The sequence below is a fragment of the Candidatus Jettenia sp. AMX1 genome, assembly GCF_030263775.1.
Taxonomy (GTDB): domain Bacteria; phylum Planctomycetota; class Brocadiia; order Brocadiales; family Brocadiaceae; genus Jettenia; species Jettenia caeni.
The window spans coordinates 1-26,098 of the sequence record NZ_SZPP01000027.1 but is presented as its reverse complement, the minus strand read 5'-3'; the positions used below and the strand labels follow the sequence as shown (position 1 = coordinate 26,098).

The window sequence follows — 26,098 nt, the reverse complement described above, 5'->3', positions numbered from 1 at the left end:
ATCTTGCAAGAGAAAATAAGTCTATAGACATTGTCAACTTATTTCAAAATTTTTTCAGAAATAATCTCTAACATCCTTTTTTTTGCTTCAAGGATACCTCTTTCTTTAACAACTTCAAGCATATCAAGCGCCGCAATCTGTTGCAAGATATCGCGTCTTATAGATTCATCCACTATCTCAGAAAGCACCTTTCTTCGCATCTCCGATAAAAGTTTTGTAAATTCATCATACTCCTTCCCAAATTGTTTTTCCAAATACTCCCGGATGTTCCGGGCTAATGCAGGACTTGCACCACCCGTTGAGATACTAATACGGAGATCACCCCGCACCATGGATGAAGGTACAATGAAAGAGCAAAATTCAGGTTTATCAACAACATTTACCAATATTCCTTTCTCCATGGCATCGGAATAAATCTTCTTATTCACTTCCTCATCATCCGTAGATGCAATAACTACCAACGCTTCTTTTAAAAATTCTTTATCATACTTTTGTTTGATCCGCTCAATCTCTGTTTCTTTTTCCAATTCAGGACAAAATTCAGGGGATACTACCGTTACCCTTGCGCCTGCTTCTTTTAGACTGCACACCTTACGCCAGGCAACATTACCACCGCCTATCACCACACATTTTTTATCCTGTATATTCAGGAATATAGGATAATATTTTGCCATTGCACCTCAACACCATATAAAGTTCTTGGTAATAACTTAATAACTTACTGTTATAAATTCTCACCCTTGACTAAATCCTCGTATGTCTCCCGTTCCCTGATAATGCGATACTTATCCCCTTCTACCAGCACTTCACATGGACGGGGACGGGAATTATAGCTGGAACTCATGGTAAAACCATAAGCACCGGCACTGAATATTGCCAATAAGTCCCCTTCTTCAACTTTGGGTAAAGCCCTTTTGGTTGCAAAAGCATCACTCGTTTCACAAACAGGGCCAACAATGTCTACGAAGTACATCCCCTTTTTTATTTCAGGTTTATTAGGTATTTCCACCTTTGGCATTTTTACACGCGGATTTACAGGCCATATCCTGTGAAAAGCATCATAAAGGGCCGGACGTATTAAATCATTCATAGCAGCATCACAAATAATAAACTTTTTACCATGTAGGGTCTCCTTTGTATAGGTTACACGGGTAATTAAAATGCCTGAATTTCCCACGATAAATCGCCCCGGCTCCATAATAAGATTACATTGCATTTCTTTCACAAATGGTAAAATTTTCGATGCATACTCTTTTGGCCGTATTACCTTTTCTCCCGTATAAGAAATACAATAGCCACCTCCAATGTTCATGTATTCAATATCAAACCCCGCATCTTTACATCTACGAACAAACGCAACGATCTTCTTAAGGGCATGCACATAAGGGGCAACCGTATAAATAGGAGAGCCAAGATGTACATGTAACCCACAAAGATTGATGTTTACATATTTTGTTGATTGCCTGATAATTTTTTCAGCTTCGGTAAGGTCTATACCAAATTTGTTCTCTTTTTTTCCCGTCGTAGTCTTTACATGAGTTTTTGCATCGATATCCGGATTGATTCGCAAGGCAACCTTAGGTATCTTACCCATCTCACCAGCTAACGTATTAATATGTTCTAATTCTGAAACAGATTCTACGTTAAACATAAAAATATCGTTTCCCAGAGCATACCGTATTTCCTTGTCCGTTTTCCCTACCCCTGCAAATACAATCTTTGACAGGTCACCCCCCGACCTCATAGCGCGAAATAACTCTCCTCCGGAAACTACATCAAAACCCGATCCTTCCTCTGCCAGTATTTTACATATAGATAAGTTCGAATTAGACTTTACAGAAAAACAAATCAAGGTATTGGCATTTTGAAAAGCTGATTTTAACTCACGATACCGTGTTAAGATTGCATTTTTACTATAAATATAGGCAGGAGTTCCTACCTTGGAAATAATATTCTCTATCTTTACCTTTTCACAAAAAAGTGACTTATCTTTGTATTCAAAATCGTCCATAAAATAATCATCCATTAAAAATCGTAATCATTCACCACTATACTCAAAAATCATACGAAGAGATATTGCGAAACTACAAATATAAAGATTTAAAATCCTCAGGGTAACGGTCATCAAACTTAAGCATCTACCAAGCACTAATTCGCATATTTCGGTACTGAGTTATCACTTAGCTTCTTCTCCCAGTATGCAATTCGTTTTTTAACAAATCCCGGTGCTGTAGAACCGTAACTTTTATAATTCTTAATACAGTTTTCAACCCCCAGTACTTTATAAACATCCTTTTCTATGATAGAAGAAAATGCTTTAAAACCCTCCAATTTCAAATCCATTAAGGTACAATGTACCCGTATGCACTCTCGTACTATATTTCCTACAATCTCATGAGCTTTACGAAAAGGTAAACCCTTCTTGACAAGGTACTCTGCCAGGGCAGTAGCATCAATAAAACCCTTCTCACAAGCCAACATCATCCGTTCTTTATTAAAATGTGTGTTTGTCACAAGTTCCGTAAGAATAGATAACGAGGCCTGAACAGTATCTGTCGCATCAAAGAGCGCTATCTTATCTTCCTGCATATCACGGTTGTAGGTTAATGGTAATCCTTTAAGCAGAGTAAGCAAAGATACCAAATGTCCAAACACACGACCACATTTACCCCGAATCAATTCCAGCACATCAGGATTCTTCTTTTGAGGCATAATACTGGAACCTGTACAATAGTCATCACTTATCTCAATAAACTTGAATTCATCATTGCACCAGATAATCCATTCCTCACAGAAGCGGGAGAGATGCATGGCAATCGTAGAAAGACAAAATGAGTATTCAACACAAAAGTCTCTATCACTTACAGCATCCATGCTATTTTCGCAAATCCCTTTAAAACCGAGCAGTTTTGCCGTAAGCATAGAATCGGTTTGCAGTGTCGTGCCTGCAAGGGCACATGCACCGAGAGGCGATTTGTTAAGTCGGATAAAACAATCTTGGAGACGTGTTTTATCCCGTTCAAACATCTCTATATATGCTAATAAATAGTGGGATACTAAAACAGGCTGGGCATGCTGAAGATGAGTAAAACCAGGCATAATAAAACTAAGATAATTTTTCGCTTTTTTAACAAACTCTCTTTGCAACATTACCAGGAGTTTTATCGTTTGCTGTGTCTGGTCACGTGTCCAAAGTCGGAGATCAAGGGCAATCTGGTCATTTCTACTTCGTGCAGTATGAAGTTTCTTGCCAACTTCGCCGATCCGATCGATTAAAACAGATTCGATATTCATGTGGATATCTTCAAGAGACTTTTTAAACTCGAACTTTTCAGCAAGAATATCTGATAAAATCCCTTTAAGACCTTTAACGATGGTATCTTTTTCTTTTTCCGTAATGAGCTTGCACTTAGCAAGCATAACTGCATGGGTAATACTTCCTTCAATATCGTACTTATAAAGTCTCCAATCAAAAGATATTGATTCAGTAAACGATTCTACTGAGGCTGCTGTTTGTTTTGTAAACCTCCCTCCCCATAATTTTTTTTGTCTCATGTCATTCGTCTTTCTATAAACCTGCACAATGAATCAAATCTTCATTTCACCTTCAATAATTATCTATTTCTGAGCCTATTTCTATTTACATTGCAAAAGAGGCAATTTACCAATGTTTTTGAATATAAAGATAAAGGAAGTAATATAGCTAAACACCCTGATCTAGTCAACACAATTCATTAAACAGTCAAACTTTGTGATCGTAGAATCACGGAAGATGCCAAATAAGCAAATATTACAGAGTTTTATTTAACCACTGTTACAGACAAAAGGAAATTAAGTGTGTATATCACACCTAAATAAAAAGTATTTTCAGTTGACAACTTCTTTTTACAACACTATGATTTTATGATGAATTCATTTGAAGGTACGAAACAATATAAAAAGATTTTTTTATTATTTCTCGTAATACTATGCGTAAGCAGCATTCTTGCACCCTTTATAAAAGCACTTCTCGATTCTCTGGTATTATTCAGCCCTTTCGTAGTTGATTTACTCCATTATAAACAAGAGAGCTATGATTTTGGGAAGGTCATGCGGCGTATCATGCTGGCTGTAGCTATTCTCATGATTTTCTTATTCAGAAAACCACTCATGATTAGCTCCTTTGCCACCATAGGTATAAAACACACCCAAAAATGGCGGGAACAGTTACAAATGGGATTCCTCTTAGGCGCCGGTATGCTGACTTTGTATATTGCCTTTTTATATAGTGCTGGTACAAGGATATTAGATATAGATGCAAAATCGTTTGGTGATCTCATTTTTCAGTTAGCTAAGATATTACTCATTGCCGGTCTTGTTGGATGTATTGAAGAGCTGTTTTTTAGAGGATTTATCCTTCAGAGCCTATTAAAGGATTTACCAGCCATACTTGCTGTTTGCATCACGAGTATATTTTATTCCTCATTACACTTCCTTAAGGTAAAACTCATTGTGTCTCCTGGTATTCAGCCATATGTAGGTTTTATGGTAATTTATCAATTTCTCAAAAACTTTGTAGTAGATTTTAACACCATTTTGCCTTCCATGGTTGGCCTCTTTCTCGTTGGTGTAGTATTATCCTATGCCTGTCTGAGAACAAACTCATTATATCTCTCTATCGGACTTCATGCAGGATGGGTATTTCTTATAAAGACAAATAGCCTATTCTTCGATCACGTACACAGAAACTCAAATTGGTTATTTGGTGATAGCAATGTAGTTACCGGCGTACTAGGATGGGTCCTTCTCATTATTACATTAATCATTATACGATTTGTGACAAAAATGCCACACAATACAGATATTACTCCATACCACATATAATTACTATCTGGACAGTAACGTCCGTGATTATTTCTAAATTTGACTCATTTGGTAAAAGATAATTTCTGGATAAAATTCTCAATGGAAAAAACATTACAAGAACTCGCTGAATACATCGGCGGTACAGTTGTGGGTGACCCTCTTATAAAGATTCGTGGTATTATGGGTATCGATGAGGCACAGGAGGGAGATATTACTTTTATATCGAATGATAAATATACAAAGAAAATCCATCTAACTCACGCATCCGCTATTATTGTCTCACCAAAATTAAAAGAAATAAAAAAGAACCTTTTGGTATGCAACAACCCTTATCTTGCATTTGCAAAGCTAGTAGAACTTATGATATATAAAAAGCCAACATACGCTAAAGGTGTCGATAATTCTTCCAAAATCAGCAAAACTGCTACAATTGGCCAGGATGTTTCTATTCAGGCTTACGTGCACATAGGCGAAAATACCCGTATTGGCAACCGCGTGGTCCTGCATCCATGCGTTTATATTGGTGATCATTGTGCTATTGGTGATGATACTATCATTTACCCAAATGCTGTGATTTATCATGATACGGTAATCGGTCAACGTGTAACTATTCACAGCAATACAGTTATCGGTAGCTGCGGCTTTGGATACGCACCAGACGGCCAGAGTTATTATAAAATACCACAGGTCGGTATTACTGTAATTGAAGATGATGTAGATATTGGAGCAAATACAACGATCAATCGCGCTGCTTTGGGAGAAACGATTATTCGAAAAGGTACAAAGATTGACAGTCAGGTTGTTATCTCACATAACGTTGAGATAGGAGAAAACTCCTTAATTGTATCCCAGGTAGGTATTGCAGGCACAGCCAAGATTGGAAAACATGTAACCCTGGCTGGTGGAGTTGGTATCGTTGGACATATCAAAATAGGTGATAATGTCACTGTTGGCGGACGTTCTGGCGTAGCAAGCGATATCCCGGATAATGAAATTTATTTAGGAGCACCTGCACTCCCTATTCAGCGAATGCGCCGATGCTATGTCATTATCGAAAAATTACCCGAAATGAAAGAGTATATTAAAACCCTTGAAAAAAGGATAGAGAAATTAGAAGCGTCATGGAAAAACTTGGATTAATAGCAGGAAACGGCCGATTCCCAATATTATTTGCAAAAGGAGCACGGGATAATAATGTTCCCATAATTGCTGTGGGAATTGATGGGGAAACCTCTCCTGAAATTGAATATTATGTGGAAAAACTGTACTGGGTGGGTGTTGCTCAAATTGGAAAACTGATTAAAATATTTAAGCAAGAGCAGATATCAAAAGCAGTTATGGCAGGTGGGATAAAAAAAACCAACATGTTTTCCTCTTGGAGAAATATGAGGTTTATGCCGGATTTGAGGACAATCAATCTCTGGTACCGAACGGTAAAAAAAAGAGATGACCACTCCTTACTTGGAGCTGTTTCTGAAGAACTGCTAAAAGACGGTATTGTATTGCAAAACTCGACACTGTACGTACCGCAACTCCTAGCCCAAAAGGGAATATTAACGAAAAAGCAACCCACGGAAAAGGAAATGGAGGATGTTTATTTCGGATGGCCTATTGCCAAAGAAATTTCAAAATTTGGTATAGGACAATGCATTGTAATAAAAGAAAAGGTAGTTTTAGCCGTCGAAGCTTTAGAGGGCACTGATGAAGCTATCCGCCGAGGTGGAAATCTGGGAAAGGAAGATATTATCGTCATAAAAGTCAGTAAACATGATTTTGATCCACGATTTGATATTCCTACCGTTGGACTAGAAACTATCAAATCACTCAGAGAATCTTCTGCATCGGTCCTTGCTCTCGAGGCGGAAAAAACGCTTATTCTGGATATCGAAGAGACCATTGCAGCAGCCGATAATGCGCATATAGCTATTATTGGATTGTGATATTGGGAAAAATACGGAACTCTATTATAAAAATCCTGCTATTGTACGCAAACTATGAGATCAATTACAATCCTTTCTATCGGTGTTCTTTTCGTTTTCTATCAGTTTTTTACTGGCAACTCCAGTGTTGCAGATGAGTGGAGTCTGGAAGAACAAACACTAAAATATGAATGGGGACTGGAAAAACAAACACAGAAAAATGAGTGGGGTCTAGAAGAACAGATAACGAAACACGATAAAAGCGATAGTATTATACTCCATTATGATGGAAAAACATGGGGCTGCATTTATAATGGATACAGTGTATGGCTTAACAATATTTATGGGTTCAGTGATAACGATATCTTTGCTGTTGGTGAACACGGTGTTATACTGCATTTCGATGGTAAATCATGGATTAAACAAGAAAGTCAGGTTACTTCCAGATTAAATAAAATTTGGGGTAGCAGCCATAATAATATCTATATCTCCGGAGATTATGGTACTATTATCCATTATAATGGCAAGGAATGGAAAAGATATAAGATGAGAACCAGCAATTGGTTTAGCAATATTTGGGGCTTTGATGAGAAATATATATTCATAGTAGGTGCTTTAGGAGAGATATTGCATTACGATGGAAAGACATGGAAAGAACAAAACAGTGGTACCATCAATTGGCTCTATGGTATCGGAGGTAATAGCAAAAATAATATTTACGCTGTAGGAGATTATGGTACTATACTCCATTATGATGGAAGGGAATGGAAGATATCTGCTTTAAACACAAATAAAAGGCTTACGAGTGTTTGTGTTACAGATTCAAACAATGTATTTGTTGCAGGTGCGGACGGCTTGATCCTTCATTATGATGGAATAAATTGGATACGGCAAAGAAGCGGCACAAATAACTGGCTTCGAAGAATATGGGGTATTAACAACAATACCATTTTTGCTGTAGGAGATCATGGAACAATACTTCATTACGATGGTACAAAATGGAATAAGCAAAAGAGTAGTACTAATTATTTATTGCTAGGAATATGGGGTAATAAAAAGGATAATGTATATGTTGTTGGGATAAAATCGGATAGTTATTACGATCATCTTTTAGATGTATCATCCCGTAAAAGTGGTAATTAGCAAACATTGCATAAGAACCTCTAAAACCCTGAATCTCATGAAACTCATACACATTCGGTTCGCAAATAAAAAAGGAAATGTAATTATTTTTATCACAGATTGGTTTTTCGCCTGCCAAATTACTTTTGGAGCAGATTAGTTCTTTTCTATGCAGCATACAACAGTTAGCCTCATAGCAGCAACATTCTTCATTGCTTTGACCCATGCCATAATGCCTACTCATTGGATGCCCTTTGCCTTGATAGGAAAGGGACAAAAGTGGAGCCTGACGAAAACTATCTTTGTCACCGCAGCAGCCGGACTAGGTCATTCTCTGATAACAAGTATTTTGGGTTCCGTTATTGCCCTCCTTGGATTTCATATGACAAAATATATAGAAACCATTGCAGAGCCTCTATCCGGTTTCATCTTAATTGCCATTGGTATTACCTTTATCCTTATAGGAAGGTTAAGAACAAGCCCGCACAATCATGATCATTCAGCATTCTCCGATAAAAGCATCATTATCTCATTATTCTTAATGTTAAGCTGTTCACCTTGTGTCGCCTTATTACCTATATTTTTAGCTGCAAGTACACTCAGTTGGGCTATGCTTTTGGTACTTTCAATTGTCTTGTCGGTAACAACTATTTCCGGTATGTTAGGATTAACAGTACTTGCTTATAAAGGGGTAAAAAAACTACATATTTGTAGCATCGAACGTTACGAAAAAGAGATTATTGGGGGAATACTGACCCTTATAGGAATACTATTTCTCGTAATCCATTAGATGTGTTAACAGAAAAATTCTCATATTCCTTTGATGTAGAAGAGCGGCTTTAGCCTTGCTTCCCTTCCCCGCCTGAATACCTGATCGGGAATAGCAGTCTTATAGGATTGAAGCTTCTATACATTAAAAATAGGGTATATCACAGCCTGTATAGGAGACGTATTGTTCATCCATTGTAACAGCGATCTTGCATTCCAGCCGCCACTCTACATGCTATAAACCTGACTATTCTCTTCCATCAAAATGCAAATTTGATTTTTCTTGACAATTCATCTTGTAACACTAAAATGCTGTAAAAATTATTAATTTTTATAAAGGGGTTAGAATAAGAATTATGAAAAATCCATCTCTTTTTCAGACTTTATGTCCTTTAAAATCAGTTTACTATAGCTTAGCTCTTCTCGCAGGTGTTTTTCTTATTATCTGTTGTGGATGTGGAAAAAAAGAAAAGGAGGTTGAAGAGGCTATAGAATTCAAGGATATTATTTCAACTACCTATGAGAAGTTGACACCAAAAGTAGCCGAAGAGACTATACCTGTTGAGACCAAACAGCCTATTCCAGAGCAACCCGCTATTCCGGTACAATCTATCCAAATCAAAGAAACACCACAACCAAATCCACCGGTAATTGATAAGCCGGTTACCGTACAAGTTACGGCACAAGATTTCTTTAACGAAGGCTTGGAATACTTTAACCAGGGCCAATTCGAAGAGGCCATCGAATCGTTTAGCAAGGCAACCGAAATAGAAAGTACCATGGTTGAAGCTTACAGACTGAAAGCTTTAGCGTACAGCAAGCTTGGAAAGACAAATGAGACCGCTATCTCATTGAAAAAGATTGTAGAGCTAGATTCAAAAGATTCTGGAGCAAACCTTAATCTGGGAATTTTTTATGCTAAGAAGGGAATGACTGACGATGCTATCACAGCATTTGAAAGGTCTATATCATTAAGTCCGAATAACGCCAAAGTTTATTATAATTTGGGCTGCCTTTATAACAAAAAGAAGTTAACCGATAAGGCAATCACGGCTTATCAAAGGGCAGTAAAAATTGATCCAAACTATGCTAATGCATATTACAATCTCGGTGTTATTTATAATAATAAGCAGAAGTATGATGATGCCATAAAAACTTTTAAAAGGGTTTTAACCCTGGACGCTGAACATCACGAAGCCCGTTATAATCTTGGATTTGCATACAATCAAAAAGGACTCTATAATGAGGCTATAGCTACGTGTGAAAAGCTTCTAGAATTAAGCCCGGGAAATGCTCATGCACACCTTTTATTAGGTGATAGCTACAGTAAGCTAGGTAAACACAAAGAGGCAAAAGAAGAATATGATATCTATAAAGAATTAATTTTCATTGAATAACATTTGTAGGATATCATTTTAAGTTGGTGATAAATACTCGATATTAACAGATGACACAGATTTTTGTTCATAAGCATAATCTGTGTCATCTTGGAATTTCCTTACATTTCATTATAGCTCTTTAGCATTAATCCACTTCATCATCTTCCGCAATTCTCTACCGACTTTTTCAATAAGATGACCTTTATCCTTTTTCTCCAGGGCATTGAAGACGGGTCTTCCTGCCTGGTTTTCTAATATCCATTCTTTGGCAAACTGACCAGTTTGTATCTCGGTTAATATACGTTTCATTTCCTTCTTTGTTTCTTCTGTAACAATGCGCGGACCACGTGTCAGGTCTCCATATTCGGCAGTATTGCTAATTGAGTATCGCATATAACTCAGACCGCCCTGATAAAAAAGATCTACAATCAATTTTAACTCATGCATGCATTCAAAATAGGCAAGCTCAGGCTGATATCCTGCTTCTACCAATGTCTCAAACCCTGCCTTAACAAGAGCGGCTGCCCCTCCACATAATACCGCTTGCTCACCAAAGAGGTCTGTCTCAGTTTCTTCTGAAAAGGTCGTCTCAATTACACCCGCCCGTGTACCTCCAATCCCGTGTGCATAAGCCATAGCCTTTTCCTTCGCCTTTCCCGTAGCATCCTGATGGATAGCCATAAGGCACGGAACACCGCCACCTTTTTCAAATTCACTGCGGACAAGATGTCCAGGCCCTTTTGGCGCCACCATTATAACATCTATATTACTTGGAGGTACGACCTGTCCAAAATGTATATTGAAACCATGCGAGAAACATAATGTCTTCCCTTCTTTTAAATAGGGTTTAATTTGTGTCTCATAAACCATCCTTTGTGTCTCATCCGGTATAAGTATCTGAATAAAATCGCCCTGTCGAGCTGCCTCGTCCACAGTAACTGGTTTAAACCCATGTTTAACTGCTAACTGATAATTAGGTGTACCCGCCCTCGTGGATACAATTACATCCATGCCGGATTCTTTTAAATTCTGTGCTTGCGCATGTCCCTGACTGCCGTACCCGACCACAGCAACCTTTTTCCCTTTCAGCACGTTAATATCAGCATCTTTTTCATAATAAATTTTTAGCATATCTCTTCCTTTTTTGTTCTCTCTCGTTATTTTGTACCGCGTGCAATAGCAATACTCCCTGTCCGTACTAACTCTTTAATTCCATACGGTCTCAATAAGCTTAGCATCGCCTCAAGTTTATCCTCTGTACCAGCAATCTCAATGACAAGGTCCTTCTGACCTACATCCACAATCTTTCCTCTGAAGATAGTTACTATTTCAATAATTTCCCCACGTTTTCCAAGAGGGCTGTTCACTTTTAGCAGCATTAAATCCCGCTCAATAAATTCCTCGGTAGTAAAATCGATTACCTTAACCACATCGATAATCTTTCCTATCTGTTTTCTTACTTGTTCCAAAATGGCATCGTCACCTCTCACTACAATGGTAATTCGCGAAAACGCAGGATTTTCTGTCTCTCCAACAGCAAGACTATCAATATTAAATCCTCTTCCGCTAATAAGACCAGTAATACGAGCTAAAATGCCAACCTTGTTTTCTACTAAAATAGAGATAACGTGCCGCATATGTTATTGAACCATCCCTGAAAATCCTAAAAAAGCCAGAGCCATAAGGCCAGTACAAATAAAGGCAATGGGAATACCTCGCAAGGGCTGAGGTATATTGACCAAAGCTAAACGCTCCCGAATCCCTGACATCAAAAGCATAGCTACTGTAAAACCAATCCCTGCTCCAAATCCCTGTATCGTAGCCTCTAAAAATCCCAAATGTTTTGGAGAATCAGTCGTATTTAAAAGCGCAACTCCTAATACTGCGCAGTTGGTAGTGATCAATGGTAGATATATACCAAGACTCTCATAGAGAGCCGGCACCATCTTTCTGAGCAGCATCTCAACTAATTGCACCAATGTTGCGATAACAAGAATATAACTAATAGTCTTCAATACCTCGATAAGACCAGTTTCCCGGACAGAGGGAAAGATGGTTGCGATAATATTTGCATCGCCTGGCAGAAGGATATAGTTATATACAATCCATGTAATCGCAGAAGAAAGAGTCATGACAAATGTGACCGCCACACCCATTCCCATAGCAGATGATGTTTTTTGAGAAACACCAAGGAATGGACAGAGCCCCAGAAACTTTGCCAGAACAAAGTTATTGACAAAAACGACACTTACAATAATGAATGCAATTTCCTTAATCATTTTTCATATATTCCATCATGGCTTTTTCACTTTTTTTAAGCTTTCTCCAGTTAAAAAAGCCCAATAACAATCCCAATACAATAAACGCCCCTGGAGCCATAATCATAACTGAGGCAGGATTATATGACTCGGATACTTTTAGGCCAAAAAGCGTCCCGGCCCCTGAAATTTCACGTATGGATGAGACAATGCAGAGCGAGAGTGTCCACCCTAAACCCAAACCAGCTCCATCCAAAACAGAAACGAACGGTTTGTTTTTATATGCAAAGGACTCTGCACGATACATGATAATACAGTTAACAACAATAAGCGGTATAAATATACCGAGTGATGCATTCAGCTCGGGCGGCAGATACGCCTTCATAAGCAATTCCACCATAGTTACAAAGGCAGCAATAATAACAATAAAACAGGGGATACGAATTTCGCGTGGAATAAACGACCGGACAAGAGAAATAATATAGTTCGAGCAAACAAGTACAAAGGTCGCAGCCCCTCCCATTGCAAGTCCGTTTTTTACCGATGTTGTAACCGCAAGGCTGGGACAAAGTCCCAATACCAGCACAAACATGGGATTGTATTGAAAAAATCCCTTCGTAAATTCTTTCAGATTATTTTCTTCTGCCATATCAATCTATAATTCCAAAAATCTTCAAAAGGCTAAATGTTTTATAGATAAAAGTCAAGGATAAATTTTAGTGGAGATATTTGCCAATTTCTTTCTCATCAAAACCGAATAATACTTTATCACCAATAACCACAATAGGCAATTTGTCGAGCGATTCAATATCATCGGTTCCTACAATTTTTATTACTTCTCTTCTTGCAGTATCATCTTTATCAATATCATAAGAAACGTAATCCGCTTTTTTCTTGTTTAGATAAGCTAACAATTGATTGCACTTTGGACAAAAGGGAGTACAAAACACCTTAAATTTATTCTTAGTCATATTATTTCTCCCAAGGAAATAAGGCCTTCGGGAATCTTACCTTTTTCATAATACCAAAAGGTATGCTGGTAGCTCTATCGTTATTGTTAGAATCCCCGTACAATTATAAATTTAAAAATTCTGTATAGAGAAAAGATTCAAACAAAAAAGATAATAACAGTCAACGAAAAAAAATACCTACGAGATAAATTACGATAGTATTTATCCTATTAGTATCCAGTAGTATACAGCCAGAGTTATTCTTTTGACTTGATTTTTCTATTCTGCTAAAATCACAGAACAGAAAAACAAACTACAAAAAAGACGGAGAAAAAGCTTATTAAAGCTGGTATTTGCATAAGTTTATCTACCAATAAAATGAGGAGAAAAGATGACAAGAGTAGAAAGGGCACTCATTAGTGTCTCGGATAAAACAGGCATTGTAGAGTTTGCTAAGGAATTACAACATTTGGGTATCGAGATTGTTTCAACTGGCGGTACGTCCAAATTACTGAAAGAGAACGGCATCCGTGTAATAGAAATATCTGAATATACAGGCTTCCCTGAAATCATGGACGGACGTGTAAAAACATTACATCCAAGGGTGCATGGTGGATTATTAGCGTTAAGAGACAACGAAATTCACAAAAGGCAAATGAGAGAACTGGAAATCAAACCCATCGATATGGTTGTAGTCAATCTTTATCCTTTCGAGAAAACAATTGCCAAAAAAGACGTAAGTATGGAGGAGGCAATTGAAAATATCGATATCGGAGGTCCTTCTATGATTCGGTCTGCCTCTAAAAATTACAAGCAGGTAATTGTCGTTGTTAACCCTAAGCGCTATAATTTTCTTATTGAAGAACTGAAGGCAAATCATAACGATATTTCAGAAAAGATGCGTTTAGAACTGGCTATTGAAGCATTCAGGACAACAGGCCGCTATGATAGAATTATAGCTAACTATTTTGATAGTCTGGGTGAGGAAAAGGGAGGCTATCCAACAGCCCTCTCACTCGACTATATAAAGCGGCAAGCCCTGCGTTATGGTGAGAACCCGCATCAAACAGCCTCATTTTATATTGAAGAAAATGTTCAGGAACCTTGTATCTCCAACGCTCAGCAATTATATGGGAAGGAACTTTCCTATAATAATATCATAGATCTCAATGCAGCCCTGGAACTGGTAAAAGAATTTGAGCGGCCTTCTGCTATTGTAATAAAACATACGAACCCTTGTGGTTCCGCATCGGCAGATACTTTAGCCGAGGCATTTATAAACGCATACCGTGGCGATCCTGTATCTGCATTCGGTTGTATTCTGGGGTTAAACAAGATCGTAGACAGTAAAACTGCTGAAGCTATCACAGAGCCGGGCCATTTTGTAGAAGCAATTATTGCACCAGATTACGAGCAAGAGGCTATAGAAATACTCACAACAAAACGGAAATGGGGAAGCAATTTAAGAATTTTAAAGACAGGTGAATTATTGGCAAAATCGATAGACCCTCATGCCTGCGATATGAAGAGGGTAATAGGAGGAATGCTTTTGCAGAGCAGGGATTTAACCATATATGATTCTACAGCCCTTAAGATTGTTACCAGGAAAAAGCCATCCGAAAAAGAAATGGCTGATCTTCGATTTGCCTTTATCGTTTGTAAACATGTAAAATCTAACAGTATTGTACTGGCAAAAAATGAGGCGGTAATAGGTGTCGGCGCCGGTCAAATGAGCCGTATTGATTCCACGGAAATTGCTATGAAAAAGGCAGGCGAAAGGGTGAAAGGAGCTGTAATGGCTTCGGATGCCTTTTTCCCCTTCAGGGATAATGTGGATGCGGCTGCGAAGGCTGGTATAATTGCAATCATTCAACCGGGAGGATCTACGAAAGACGACGAATCAATCGCAGCAGCGGATGAACATGGAATTGCCATGGTATTTACCGGTCAACGGCATTTCAGGCACTAATTATGAGGGTTAAAATTTGTGGAATTACGAATAGTGAAGATGCGCAAAATGCTGTCGAGCTGGGCGCAGATGCGCTGGGATTTGTCTTTGCAAAAAGCCCCCGTCAGATAACGAAGGATCAGGCCAGAGACATTATTAAAAACCTGCCGCCCTTTGTCTCTGCTGTGGGAGTTTTTGTTGATGAACAGGTAACTAGTATTAAAGAGATATGTGAATTTTGCAATATACGCACCGTTCAGCTTCATGGCAATGAACCCCCCTCGTATCTGAAAGATCTGGATACCTATGTCATTATAAAAGCCTTTCGGATTAGAGATGATGATGACTTAAAACCTATGGCAATTTACCAACCTCATGCCTTTTTATTGGATAGTTATGTAAAAGGAACCATGGGCGGAACCGGAGTCTCATTCAAATGGGAAATTGCCAAACAGGCGCATAAATACGGGACTATTATTCTATCAGGTGGTTTAACACCCGAAAATGTTAAAGAAGCTATCCATACGGCGAGACCGTATGCAGTGGATGTATCGTCAGGTGTAGAATTGTCACCAGGCAAGAAAGATAAGACATTCATAAGACGTTTCATGAAAAATGCAAAGGAAGAATCAACGTATCTTAAACTATAATACGTACACATTTCCCCCCTTTCAAAGGGGGATCAAGGGGGATTATGTATCCATATAATTTTTGAAGAGTAACAATTTTAATAAATTTTTTTGTGTTTCCTATGGAAGTATTCAACGTTGCGGGCATGCCCGTCCCTTTCATCAACAGCATTGATATTAAAGAACTCACTCCTGATTCACGTTATGAATCGTACCGGTTGTTCAAACTCAATTATGAAGCGCACACATTAGCACTCCATCCTGCCTTTGACACCTTATTCTCACTGAACCTTGCCCGGGGAATTATCCCATTCGATCACCAGGTAAATTCTGTAAAAAAACTCCTCAGCAGGTTTCGGGGCAGAGGGATGCTTTGCGACGAAGTAGGACTGGGCAAGACTATCGAGGCGTGCCTTGCTATGATGGAACTTATTACACGAGGGCTTGTTAAACGAGTCCTCATTTTAGTTCCACCGTCTTTGATAGAACAATGGAAAGAAGAGACATTTTTTAAATTCAATCTCGAATTTATCACCTCTGATGATAAAAGGTTTAAAGACTGTAGAACCGATGCATGGGGAGAATTTGATCGTATTATCGCATCCATCCACACCGCCAAAAAGATGCCTCATAGCAATGCAATTTCGCAACAAAATTTTGATCTTATTATTGTAGACGAGGCACACCATCTGAAAAACGCAAACACCGTAGGATGGAAATTTCTCAATTCCCTCAGGAAAAAATACATCTTTTTATTAACTGCAACACCCGTCCACAATAACCTCGAAGAGCTTTTTAACCTCGTTACCTTAGTATACCCTGGTGAACTGGGCACATTGAAATCCTTTAAAAGGAACTATGTATCATCCGGTGACCGCCTGACCCCTAAAAATTACGAATCACTGAGAACACTACTGAGTGAACTTATTATCCGGAATAGACGCGCTACCAGCGATGTTAAATTTACAAAACGGCATGCGCGTACCATTCAAATCCATATGAGCGAACCGGAAAAGATATTCTATGAATCCGTATCCAATCTGGTAAAGAACCAGTACAAGGGTTCCCCGCAGCAGATAAAGATGACGTTAAGAATTTTACAGGAAGAGATTGGGAGCGTTCCTGCTGCAGCCGGCTCTACCCTTGAAAGTCTTATGGATAAACTCTCAGATAGCATAACGCTTAAAGAATTAATTGAACAATGCAACAGCATAACCTTCCCTGAAAAACTAAGGACATTGATCGAGGTGATCAACAAACTTACTGACAAAGTAATTGTCTTTACCAAGTTCAGACCATCCCATGCCCTGATAACCGAAACATTAAAAAAATGTGATATCCCCTACTCCCCGCTTCATGGTGGAATGACCAGGATCGAAAAAGAATCATCAATTAAGGATTTTCAAAGAAAAACAAAAGTACTCATCGCAACCGACGTAGGAAGTGAAGGGAGAAACCTTCAGTTCTGTAACAATATTATCAATTTCGATCTTCCGTGGAATCCTATGAGAATAGAGCAGCGTATTGGGAGGATTTCACGTATTGGGCAGGAAAAGGATGTGCATATTTTAAATCTGTCTACAAAGGGCACCATTGAAGATTATATCCTGTACCTCCTCGATGCAAAGATCAATATGTTCGAATTGGTCATTGGAGAGGTCGATGTTATTCTTGGCAAATTAGATGAAGAGACAGAATTCGAGGATCTGATTATCGATGCATGGACAAAATCTGCAAACATGGCACAGTTTGAAAATGAGATAAATACGTTAGGGGAAAACCTGCTCGCCGCAAAACAGAAATATTTTACCCTGAAAGATACGGAAGACAAAATATTCGGCAACCAATTCACTACCGCAGTTGCTGAAGAATCTCAACCAGAAGAGGAATGAAAATGAGCACATCATTATTTGAAAACTTCCTTATCGATTTCGTAGAAGCAAGCGGAGGAATAGCAGAACAAAGCAGTGAAGGAACCTATACAATCCTTTACGGCCCTCAGCATACCTTAAAAACAGTAACCCTTGAATTAGAGGCCGCAAAAGAGAATCCCCATACAGAATTGTTCCTGCCCGGAAGCGATTTTTTTGAGACAATTATACATGATGCAACTACAAAAGGAAGAATTTGTTCGACTTACGTATTGGGATCGTTGCCAATCATGAAACTCATTCAATCGGATGCAATAAAGATGTTCAGCTTCATGGAGCACAAAAAGGAAGGCGTAAAGAAAATAGAACCACAGAGGTCTCCTTTTCAGCCTTATAACCTCAAGGTGTTGTCATTTACTTTTCAGATACGTATCACAACGGACATTATCGAAGAAAGCTTATATACGGTCTCCGTTGACGCCCGTTCCCTGAAAGTGCTCAAAAATTTTATCGAATTGATAGACAAATTTCACCATTATGAGCACTATGAGGAAGACACCCCCGATTATCGGGCGCATACTCCACCTGAATGCTACCAAATTGCTATAGATAACATACAGCAGAGATTAACAAGTCTAATTGCACGAAAAAAACAGGAAGTGGTTAATTTGAGAAATAAAGAAGCAGAGCGTATTACAAAATACTATGAAACACTCTTTCAGGAGGCAGAAGAACTTTTGATGAAAAAGGCGCACGATAAAAAAGCAGTTGAAGAGATTCAGACAAAACAAAAAGCAATCCAACTCCAAAAACAGGCTGCCTTAAGCGACATTGAGCTTCGATACAAAATGGACGCGCATTTATCGCTTGTTTCTGTACTGGTTACAAACTACCCCTGTTATGTCTCAAATATATCTGTACCATTTTCATCACAAGCAATGGAATTTGATATCCTATGGAATCCGCTTTTTACCCGATTCGAACCCTTGAATTGCCCGGCATGTAAAGGTCACACCTATCAACTCACCGTGCTTCGTTCTGGCATACAATGCCAGGTATGCCTTCATAAGGCACCTACAATCCAAAAAAAATAAATATACCAGTTTCCCATATCACCCCTTCGGGGTTTAACGGCCTTTTTCTGTTTTTTCCTATAATATAATCATGACATCCCTACGGGATTGAGCAGGAAAATAAGTAGAGACGCAAAATCTTGCAATCTCTACGATGAAACCGAATACGCTAATCAATCGTTGATCACAATAATCCAAGCCCAAAGGGCTGATATGATTATAGACAATGAACAATCACGAATAAATAACTCCGATAGGGGTGAAATGATTGTAGAATCATACGATTTATTTAAGATTTCGAACGGCCTCGCTTGTTTACAAAGACAATCAGATGGCTCATCAGGATATAAACCAGTCCGGAGAATGCGGCCAGCCAGGTCAATAACGCTATGTATACAAAACAGCGCGGAATTACATACAGAAATTCCAGGTCCATCGCCCGGGCCATCTGGAATGTACAAGCAGTATACATACCCAGAGGGAAGATCGCTCCCCAATAGAGAGGATCGTACTTCAACGGGAATCGCTTGTAGACATACCTCCACATGGCCAGAATAATAAGCATGGGAATCCACCACGTACCGGTCGCCCAATAAAATATGGTAAAACCCTTCAGAAAAGGGAGTAACGACCGAAGGAAAGGAGCATCAGGCGAGTTGGCAATGAGGAGAGAGCCGGCGAGAGTAGAGATGGCCATTGCCCCCATGTTGATCCAGTAAGGCGGCGTCAGGTCACCGGGGGAAAACTTAAAGAACGTATAACGGTAGAAAATAAGGGAAATCATCCAAATATAAAGCATACCGCCCCACAACCACATGGAGAGGGCGAAGAAGTTTACTTCAAGCTTGTAAGGCTGTTTCCAATGAGAGGCTATAAGGGCGCTCAGGGCAGCGATCGATTGGGTAGAGACGACAGCAAGTAACCACGCACCGGTAATGCCCTCACCCAGAGAAGGTTTATTCTCCTTAATGGTAAAGGCGGTGAAAATGGTGTAAGTCAGACATAGCCAAAGAATGATTCCCATGACCCATAAAAATATTGCTACCCGATAACTTCCTGAGATCAGCACAAATTGACTGCCAAGAACACAGGACCCGGCAACAAACGTGAAGAAACCCGGACCACGTTTGTGGTCAACCATGTCGCTAAAGAACTGGCTCGAAAACCAAATAATCCGCAGCACATTGAGAAACCATAAGACCAGGTAAACACCAATGTTCAGCCAGAACAGCGCAACAGCGATAAACGACATCCCTAACAAATGGGCTGCGATGGAAACAATACCCGTAGCCATGACCATTGCAAAATAGGCCGGGACCAACCCCTTTACTGTCTCTTTCAAACCGTTCAGGAGAGGTAAATAATCGAACTTCGGATAATTTTCAGGTTTTAGAGACATTGTCATAGTCTGCCGGTAAGATCATTATGAAATAACGAGTAAAATATCTTTATCTTTAATAGGTGTCATAAATATCAAACTAATCCTTCGCGGGTTCAAGTTTGCAACTTGAACCCTACAGTTAGAGTGTTGATTTAACTATAATTTTATTAATAGGGTTTGTAGCCGATCATGTGAGAATAAGATAATACATTCTTAAGGAAACTTTTCGCAATCAAAATTAAGAATTCAGGTTTCAAACATAAACCCGTACGCAACTAGCGGCAGAGGAGCAGCGTATATGCTTTTTAAATCAACTTAGCATGACGTATCCGATCCCGTAAAGCCGGTCGGTTTGAATACGTCTGTTGAATTTCTGCAACTCGCTGTTTAAATTCTTCCAGCTTTCCCCGGTATTCCGCAAGTTCCCGCAAATCTTTTAACAGAGCAAGGGCGCTATCATATGATTTGGGCTTCTTTTCTTCGATCAAAGACTCTACCTGTTGCCACATTTCATTTTCTTTTCCTCCTAACTCCTCTAGCCAACGTTTTCTCACAAGTTCCGCTTTACGTTGTTTGTTCTTTTGTTTACGGTCTCGCCATTCCTCCACAGCTTGAATCAATTCGGCAATCGTCCTTTGCCCTGAATCTACATTCTTCTTGGGAGACTGCACCTTATTGGCTAACTCATGAAGGCGTCTGTTCAAAAGTACCGACAGATTAGGCTCTCCCCGACTTAAGCGTATGAGAAACTCATGTTGTTCTTTTGTTGATAATTTTTCGAGTTGCAGAGGTCTTGCTTGCGATCCTCACTCCTTTGGGCCGCTACCGCAAGCATCGCTTCGTCAATTCCAAAAAACCTGACAAAGCTCTTTAAGGCATCAGAGAGTTTGTTTAATCCTGTTGGAACAGGAGGCTCCAAAGTATCCCCATCAACATCTTCAAGCCCCAACGCATTTTCTGCGGCTTTCAGCCATGCCAGATAGAGCATCCGGAAATCTCCCTGAAGCAGTTCCTCTCTCAATCCGACAAGTTCGTCTAACCACCCCTCACCTTCAGTCCATTCGGCAAGCTCTTCATCGTGAAAGTTCAGATCCAAAATTACATACTCTTTCGCCACTACTTTATTGATTTCATCAGAAATACAATATCGTCCGACTTTTTTCATATCAATCAGGGTTTGAGTTATACGGAACATCAAACGCCTTGCACCCCAATTGGCCATGTATAACATGGCATCAAAATAGTCCCTCATGAGTTGTTCAGGGTCTCCCCGGAAATCTCCGTAGCTATAGACAAAAGAGGCTGAGTGCGAGGTTACCCGTACCCGGCTAGAAAGGGCAGAAATCTCCGACTTCTGGCTTTTTGTTAGAGGACGGTCAATTGTGCGAAATTCATAATATTGATACTCACTCATGGTACATAGTCCTCTACCTGGTATCGTAATTAATCAAAATAAAATGCAAAATCCATGTAGAAGCGTATAGTAATACGCCCTGCAAATAACATAATTAAGATTTATTTTTATCTTTATTTTATTAATTGTCAATATGTTATTTTATGACATAACGAGTGTTAAGCAGAATCATCAGGGATTATGGTCATTGTTCGATTTTATTATACTTTTCCTTATCAATAGTTCGGACATTCCTTTATTGAAAAGATAAAAATTGACAAACAAGAGTTAAGTGGTATAACCTATACTAAGTGACGTATCAAGAACTGTCACCATCGGACATGCAATAGAGAATGATGATAAGGTCTCTGGCCTACCAAACACCTTCTCATCGTTTCTCTTACTTCCTATGCCTGCTTACCGCGAAACAGCTCTGAATATAGGTGTAAGGAGAACAGCGCTTATGAGTATCAAGAAACGTGAGAGTCTGTTTATTTCTCCTCTGGAAAGAGACAAAGTCCTGCTGCTTTCACTTACATCAGTTCTTCGCTTGATGTATATAGACACTCCCCCCACAATAGTTTTGAAAGGAGGAACAGCCATCTATTGCTTATAAAAAGAAGAGAAACTCTTAAGGCATTAATACCAACAATATTTTGAAAGGAGGAATAATAATGGCTTATATCTTTCGCGGGAAGCTTTGCGGGTTGATTTGCCCTGAATATCCAGAACCGCTTGCGAATGTAACTGTGCGGCTCTACCGCAGCCGTAATGTGCAAACTGTGGTAGCCTTAACTGTTACTAGTCCTAAAGAGCCTTTTGTCATCTTAACCGAAGAGCAGGTTAAAGAAAAATCATCTGCGTTGATCGCCGAAACCAATACCGACGAAGAAGGTAACTTTACCTTCGAGTTGGGTGACAACGAGCGCTACAATGGTGAAGTGTTTGAAGTTGATGTCTACTGCACTACAGTGCCACGGCTTAAACCGAGTTCACAGATACCAACGCCGCTGCAATTTTCAATCACAACCTTACAACCTCGCTGGCGGCAAACGGAAAAAGGCTTTGTGTCTGTATGGAATTACTGCCTTCCGCATCGCTTCTGGTGTCTGGTTCGCGGGCGCTTCGGTGCATGGACAATCTACGGACGGGTGACGCACTGCGCAACCGGTGCGCCGATTCCCAACGTAAGGGTACGCGGCTTCGATGTTGATTGGCTTCAGGACGATAATCTCGGCTCAGCGATCACAGACACCAACGGCAAATTCCGGATCGATTATCTTGCCTCAGATTTCCAGCAGACCATCTTTTCCTCTTTTCAACTAGAGTGGGTAGGAGGACCTGACCTCTATTTCAAAGTTGAGACTCTCAGTGGTACCCCCTTGCTTACAGAACTGCCATCGCGTGGCCGTGACCCCGACCGGGAAAACGCTGGCCCGTGTTTCTGTGTAAACCTTTGCCTGGAAGAACAGCCCGAACCGCAGACCGAGCCACTTCCGGTATTCACAAAATTGGGCGGCTATAAATATGCGTCACAGATACACAGCAGCGTTCCCGGCACTGGTCTGACGGTAGGAGATAACCGCGCATTTTATTCCACCGTGCGGCTCAACGGTATCCTCTCTAAGAAACTCAACGGCCAGCCGATGGAATACCGTTTCGAGGTGCGCACAACCGATGCAACTGGCGGAAGTCCTGGTCCCTGGATGGCCATTCCGATGTTTCAAATCGCCCGCACGGTGATTGGCGATCTCGAGACATATGCCCCTGATTTTCCAGGGGATCCAAACCCTATCAAGACCAAAGATTACACTATCAACGGCGTAGCCGGACCGGATGAACTGGTAGCCTCCGTCACTGCCGATGGGTGGATCCAGGTACCCCAGGAGAGCGACGTCTTTAGCCCAGGCGGATATTTTCAACCCAACGGGAATATGATCAATCTGATTACCCCGATGCTTGCCGTCTTTGGCACAAAGGACATGACTGGCGTCCTTGCCGGGAATAGCTCAACATCGAACGGAGCTACCCTCGCGGCAAATCATCACTTTTCGTTACGCATGCGGGTACGGCAAGCAGGCAATCCGGCAACTGAGATCACAGCCGGGTTCTGCCCCCACGTGGCAATCAATAACACTGGTTACGACAACGTGAAACACCATCCGTCATGGGCTGGCTTCACCGACCCTCCGAAAACCATCGGCGTACGCTTGCTTGACATTCAGCAGTTGATCACCAATGGGTGCGTAGAAATCACCAACGCCCTTGATGTGCTCTTCACAGCCACACATCCCGATCTCGGCTCTGTATCCGTGACAATGAGCGGCCCTGGTGGTCCTTACAATTTTACGCTCCCCGCCGCAGTACCAGGGGAACGCTTCGGCACAGCAACACCCTCCGGCTGGACAGTGGCTTCACTTCAGCCCTGCGCCTACATTGTACGGCTCTCGGTCCAGCTTCTGCTGACCACCGGCGATAGCATACCGGATAACCTTTACGATGATATCGCGTTCTGCAAAAGCTAACGCGCCGGCCGTGGGGTAATACCGTTGACAACTCACAAGAAAAGAGGAGGCGTAACTATTGCTACGCCTCCTCTCTGATAAAGCAGGAGTCTACAAGGGATGAAGGTCAGGTTTCACAATCCAAGACCAGGTCAGACCTTCATAATTCAGTTGCCAAACATAAGAGATAAAGAATTATAAATCTGAAATGTAATGTAGGATATCGAAACTTACTCTTACGAGGTCTGGAAAAAGTCCGTGCGGAATTTAATCGGTGTCTTCCGTCAATGTTACCTCCCCAACAAACGGCGGAAGAGAAACTCGCCGCGCAAATAATTACGTGTATGTTTGGATGGATTGTACTGGTTCAGGCTCTGGATAAAGGCCTCGATTTTCGCTTCTGAAAACCCGTAATGGGTTAACAAAGGAGGAATGTCGATATGCTACAATAAAACTTTAGCCCCCTTGCAATATGCAGTAAATCATGCCACGCGAATTTCTTCCCCGTAATCGACTTGGAGAACAGAATCGATTGCGCCATATCAATAATGTAAAAAGTTGGTAGAGTTGCAGGAGTGGCAGTCACAAGAATATTTCTAGGACTAAGGGCCCCGTGATAGATTCCCACCTCATGCATTTGTCGTATATGCTGGAACAGAATTTCAAGCTTAAGCAGATCTGTTTTTTTGTCAACTTTCTGTAGAAACTCTTTGAGCGAAATGGTATTAGGTATTTTACGCGTTGCTAAGGCTTCAATGCGGCCAAATTGGGTGCAATTACCATATCCCCAAAACAGCGGCTGGCTAGTAGGAATATTCGTCTGGTACAGCATGGACAAAGCTTCTAATTCCCGTTCTACGCGAAATTGAAATGTTTTTTCTCTCCAACGAGCCAGAAAACTGCGATGGCGATAAACCTTGATAATAGCTTCTACGTCCTGAATATTTTGTTCCCAGATTAAGGTTTCGTCTTCCTGTTTTAAAAATGTTTCCGGATAAAAAAATCGCAACGTGGAATCAACCAACTTCACAGAAGAGTTACAAGCGAAAATCTGAATTTCAGCCTGGATCATTTTTTTACAATCAATGCATAGCGATGGCCTTGAACCAATAATCGATAAGGACGGATACGTTACTAGTTCGCCTCCATTTTTTCTGGCTATTTCCCCAATTTGCTGGATGGTCATGGTGTTCTTGGGTTTTTTGTGGCGTAAACAACTTCTCATGCGACGCAACGTATTCTTGAACGAATGATAATCAAAGAAGGATATGATTACGAATTTCCGTGCAACCCGCAATAATTCGCCAAGCAACCGCTCGCGCTCTGTAGGCATAGGCAAATGATGGCAAAGCCGAATGCAAACTATAGCGTCGATGCTCGAATTTTGGAAAGGGATATGGAACGCCGAGGCGGTCATCCAGATGCGGCGCGCGGGCACGTGCGAGTTTGCTTTTCCATAGAGAATTTGGCCAACGGCAATATCTGCTTCAATGAGTAAATCAGTAAAAGGCGCTAATTGCGGGCTTAACCTTCCTCCCCCGCAAGGCAAATCCAGCATGGTCGCGCAATGTCCTTGCCGGGACAGAAGCTGGTTTAATAACCGGTACTCTCGTTTGGTACTTAAGCGTTTTAAAAAGTATTTTTGGTACTTCAGGTTGTAATCTTGGGCGTCCTGCACTTCCTGGTAGTTTTGTTGGTAGGATTCACTGGTAAGTTGTTCGCGCGTTTGTCCCCAGGAATCAGCAGATCCAGCGCGGGCAAAAAGCGGTACGCCCTGGTAAACAGGGTAAGTGTTATTACATTGTGTGCACCGGACCGTTTGTTCCTGGATTTGAATCCGGGCCAGACAAAAAGGGCACTGAAGCATATTTGCAATTAGCGTTAAATCTTCTTGCGAGTTTTTGGTTTTGTTAGTTTCGGGTTTTATCATGATCGTTTCCTTCCGTACCGTAAGCATCTGATAAATTAAGGTAGAACGGACAGTTACCCGACCGCCCCCTCACAGATCCCAGCGTGCGGTACTACCGCACCGGGCTCTTCGAAACTGTTCACTTTCGC

The 26,098-nt window shown here is 40.5% G+C and carries 23 protein-coding genes; 11 read left to right on the top strand and 12 right to left on the bottom strand.

The genetic code is table 11. The features are described from left to right. Positions 1-38 precede the first annotated feature (38 nt). The 3 genes from FBQ94_RS09525 to argH form a co-directional block, all read right to left on the bottom strand. Positions 39-674: a precorrin-2 dehydrogenase/sirohydrochlorin ferrochelatase family protein gene (locus FBQ94_RS09525; RefSeq protein WP_007223006.1), complete on the bottom strand. Its 636-nt coding sequence runs from the start codon at positions 672-674 to the stop codon at positions 39-41. Positions 675-724: 50 nt separating this feature from the next. Beyond that, positions 725-2,011 (bottom strand): diaminopimelate decarboxylase, encoded by a 1,287-nt coding sequence (gene lysA, locus FBQ94_RS09520; protein ID WP_040544528.1) that lies wholly within the window; start codon positions 2,009-2,011, stop codon positions 725-727. 137 nt (positions 2,012-2,148) lie between these two features. Further along, on the bottom strand, positions 2,149-3,555 hold the full coding sequence (argH, locus tag FBQ94_RS09515; RefSeq protein WP_040544530.1) for an argininosuccinate lyase: 1,407 nt from the start codon (positions 3,553-3,555) through the stop codon (positions 2,149-2,151). 351 nt (positions 3,556-3,906) lie between these two features. Between argH and FBQ94_RS09510 the strand changes: the two genes are divergently transcribed. The 6 genes from FBQ94_RS09510 (at position 3,907) to FBQ94_RS09485 (ending at position 10,051) form a co-directional block, all read left to right on the top strand. Next, positions 3,907-4,863 carry a CPBP family intramembrane glutamic endopeptidase gene (locus FBQ94_RS09510; protein ID WP_040544534.1) on the top strand — a complete coding sequence of 319 codons (957 nt, stop codon included), beginning with the start codon at positions 3,907-3,909 and terminating at the stop codon, positions 4,861-4,863. Positions 4,864-4,944: 81 nt separating this feature from the next. Beyond that, positions 4,945-5,985: a UDP-3-O-(3-hydroxymyristoyl)glucosamine N-acyltransferase gene (lpxD, locus tag FBQ94_RS09505; RefSeq protein WP_007223010.1), complete on the top strand. Its 1,041-nt coding sequence runs from the start codon at positions 4,945-4,947 to the stop codon at positions 5,983-5,985. Then, entirely contained in the window at positions 5,967-6,785 is an 819-nt protein-coding gene (locus tag FBQ94_RS09500) for an LpxI family protein (RefSeq protein WP_007223011.1), read from the top strand. Before lpxD ends, FBQ94_RS09500 begins: the two co-directional genes overlap by 19 nt. A gap of 54 nt (positions 6,786-6,839) precedes the next feature. Next, positions 6,840-7,907 carry a WD40/YVTN/BNR-like repeat-containing protein gene (locus FBQ94_RS09495; RefSeq protein WP_007223012.1) on the top strand — a complete coding sequence of 356 codons (1,068 nt, stop codon included), beginning with the start codon at positions 6,840-6,842 and terminating at the stop codon, positions 7,905-7,907. Between the two features lie 148 nt (positions 7,908-8,055). Further along, on the top strand, positions 8,056-8,676 hold the full coding sequence (locus FBQ94_RS09490; protein WP_007223013.1) for a hypothetical protein: 621 nt from the start codon (positions 8,056-8,058) through the stop codon (positions 8,674-8,676). A gap of 334 nt (positions 8,677-9,010) precedes the next feature. Continuing rightward, positions 9,011-10,051 carry a tetratricopeptide repeat protein gene (locus tag FBQ94_RS09485; RefSeq protein ID WP_007223014.1) on the top strand — a complete coding sequence of 347 codons (1,041 nt, stop codon included), beginning with the start codon at positions 9,011-9,013 and terminating at the stop codon, positions 10,049-10,051. A 111-nt stretch (positions 10,052-10,162) separates the two neighbouring features. Here FBQ94_RS09485 and ilvC read toward each other — a convergent pair whose 3' ends face one another. The 5 genes from ilvC to FBQ94_RS09460 all read right to left on the bottom strand — a co-directional run bounded on the left by ilvC (position 10,163) and on the right by FBQ94_RS09460 (position 13,262). Beyond that, on the bottom strand, positions 10,163-11,164 hold the full coding sequence (gene ilvC / locus FBQ94_RS09480; RefSeq protein ID WP_007223015.1) for a ketol-acid reductoisomerase: 1,002 nt from the start codon (positions 11,162-11,164) through the stop codon (positions 10,163-10,165). 26 nt (positions 11,165-11,190) lie between these two features. Beyond that, the gene (gene ilvN, locus FBQ94_RS09475) at positions 11,191-11,670 is read right to left on the bottom strand and encodes an acetolactate synthase small subunit (protein ID WP_007223016.1); all 480 of its coding nucleotides are present in this window, start codon (positions 11,668-11,670) and stop codon (positions 11,191-11,193) included. Positions 11,671-11,673: 3 nt separating this feature from the next. Continuing rightward, positions 11,674-12,312: an electron transport complex protein RnfA gene (locus FBQ94_RS09470; RefSeq protein ID WP_007223017.1), complete on the bottom strand. Its 639-nt coding sequence runs from the start codon at positions 12,310-12,312 to the stop codon at positions 11,674-11,676. After that, a complete protein-coding gene (gene rsxE / locus FBQ94_RS09465; RefSeq protein WP_007223018.1) occupies positions 12,305-12,940 on the bottom strand; it encodes an electron transport complex subunit RsxE in 636 nt (211 codons plus the stop codon). The genes FBQ94_RS09470 and rsxE overlap by 8 nt, the downstream gene beginning before the upstream one ends. A gap of 67 nt (positions 12,941-13,007) precedes the next feature. Next, entirely contained in the window at positions 13,008-13,262 is a 255-nt protein-coding gene (locus FBQ94_RS09460; RefSeq protein ID WP_040544537.1) for a glutaredoxin family protein, read from the bottom strand. Positions 13,263-13,632: 370 nt separating this feature from the next. On the opposite strand from FBQ94_RS09460, the gene purH reads away from it, so the two are divergent. The 4 genes from purH to FBQ94_RS09440 all read left to right on the top strand — a co-directional run bounded on the left by purH (position 13,633) and on the right by FBQ94_RS09440 (position 18,783). Continuing rightward, the gene (purH, locus tag FBQ94_RS09455; RefSeq protein WP_007223020.1) at positions 13,633-15,210 is read left to right on the top strand and encodes a bifunctional phosphoribosylaminoimidazolecarboxamide formyltransferase/IMP cyclohydrolase; all 1,578 of its coding nucleotides are present in this window, start codon (positions 13,633-13,635) and stop codon (positions 15,208-15,210) included. Next, positions 15,210-15,839, top strand: a complete 630-nt coding sequence (locus FBQ94_RS09450; protein ID WP_040544539.1) for a phosphoribosylanthranilate isomerase — start codon at positions 15,210-15,212, stop codon at positions 15,837-15,839. The genes purH and FBQ94_RS09450 overlap by 1 nt, the downstream gene beginning before the upstream one ends. 101 nt (positions 15,840-15,940) lie before the next feature. Continuing rightward, on the top strand, positions 15,941-17,710 hold the full coding sequence (locus FBQ94_RS09445; RefSeq protein ID WP_083849325.1) for a DEAD/DEAH box helicase: 1,770 nt from the start codon (positions 15,941-15,943) through the stop codon (positions 17,708-17,710). Between the two features lie 2 nt (positions 17,711-17,712). Beyond that, the gene (locus FBQ94_RS09440; RefSeq protein ID WP_007223023.1) at positions 17,713-18,783 is read left to right on the top strand and encodes a cell envelope integrity TolA family protein; all 1,071 of its coding nucleotides are present in this window, start codon (positions 17,713-17,715) and stop codon (positions 18,781-18,783) included. Between the two features lie 268 nt (positions 18,784-19,051). Here FBQ94_RS09440 and FBQ94_RS09435 read toward each other — a convergent pair whose 3' ends face one another. The 3 genes from FBQ94_RS09435 to FBQ94_RS09425 all read right to left on the bottom strand — a co-directional run bounded on the left by FBQ94_RS09435 (position 19,052) and on the right by FBQ94_RS09425 (position 21,557). Next, the gene (locus FBQ94_RS09435; RefSeq protein WP_285442105.1) at positions 19,052-20,161 is read right to left on the bottom strand and encodes a tellurite resistance/C4-dicarboxylate transporter family protein; all 1,110 of its coding nucleotides are present in this window, start codon (positions 20,159-20,161) and stop codon (positions 19,052-19,054) included. Positions 20,162-20,448: 287 nt separating this feature from the next. Beyond that, the gene (locus FBQ94_RS09430; protein ID WP_007223025.1) at positions 20,449-20,847 is read right to left on the bottom strand and encodes a hypothetical protein; all 399 of its coding nucleotides are present in this window, start codon (positions 20,845-20,847) and stop codon (positions 20,449-20,451) included. 29 nt (positions 20,848-20,876) lie between these two features. Beyond that, positions 20,877-21,557 carry a hypothetical protein gene (locus tag FBQ94_RS09425; protein WP_007223026.1) on the bottom strand — a complete coding sequence of 227 codons (681 nt, stop codon included), beginning with the start codon at positions 21,555-21,557 and terminating at the stop codon, positions 20,877-20,879. Positions 21,558-22,210: 653 nt separating this feature from the next. On the opposite strand from FBQ94_RS09425, the gene FBQ94_RS09420 reads away from it, so the two are divergent. Beyond that, positions 22,211-24,061 carry a carboxypeptidase-like regulatory domain-containing protein gene (locus FBQ94_RS09420; RefSeq protein ID WP_007223027.1) on the top strand — a complete coding sequence of 617 codons (1,851 nt, stop codon included), beginning with the start codon at positions 22,211-22,213 and terminating at the stop codon, positions 24,059-24,061. Between the two features lie 397 nt (positions 24,062-24,458). Here the strand turns inward: FBQ94_RS09420 and FBQ94_RS09415 are convergent, their stop codons facing one another. Then, entirely contained in the window at positions 24,459-25,970 is a 1,512-nt protein-coding gene (locus FBQ94_RS09415) for a class I SAM-dependent methyltransferase (RefSeq protein WP_007223028.1), read from the bottom strand. Positions 25,971-26,098: the final 128 nt, after the last annotated feature.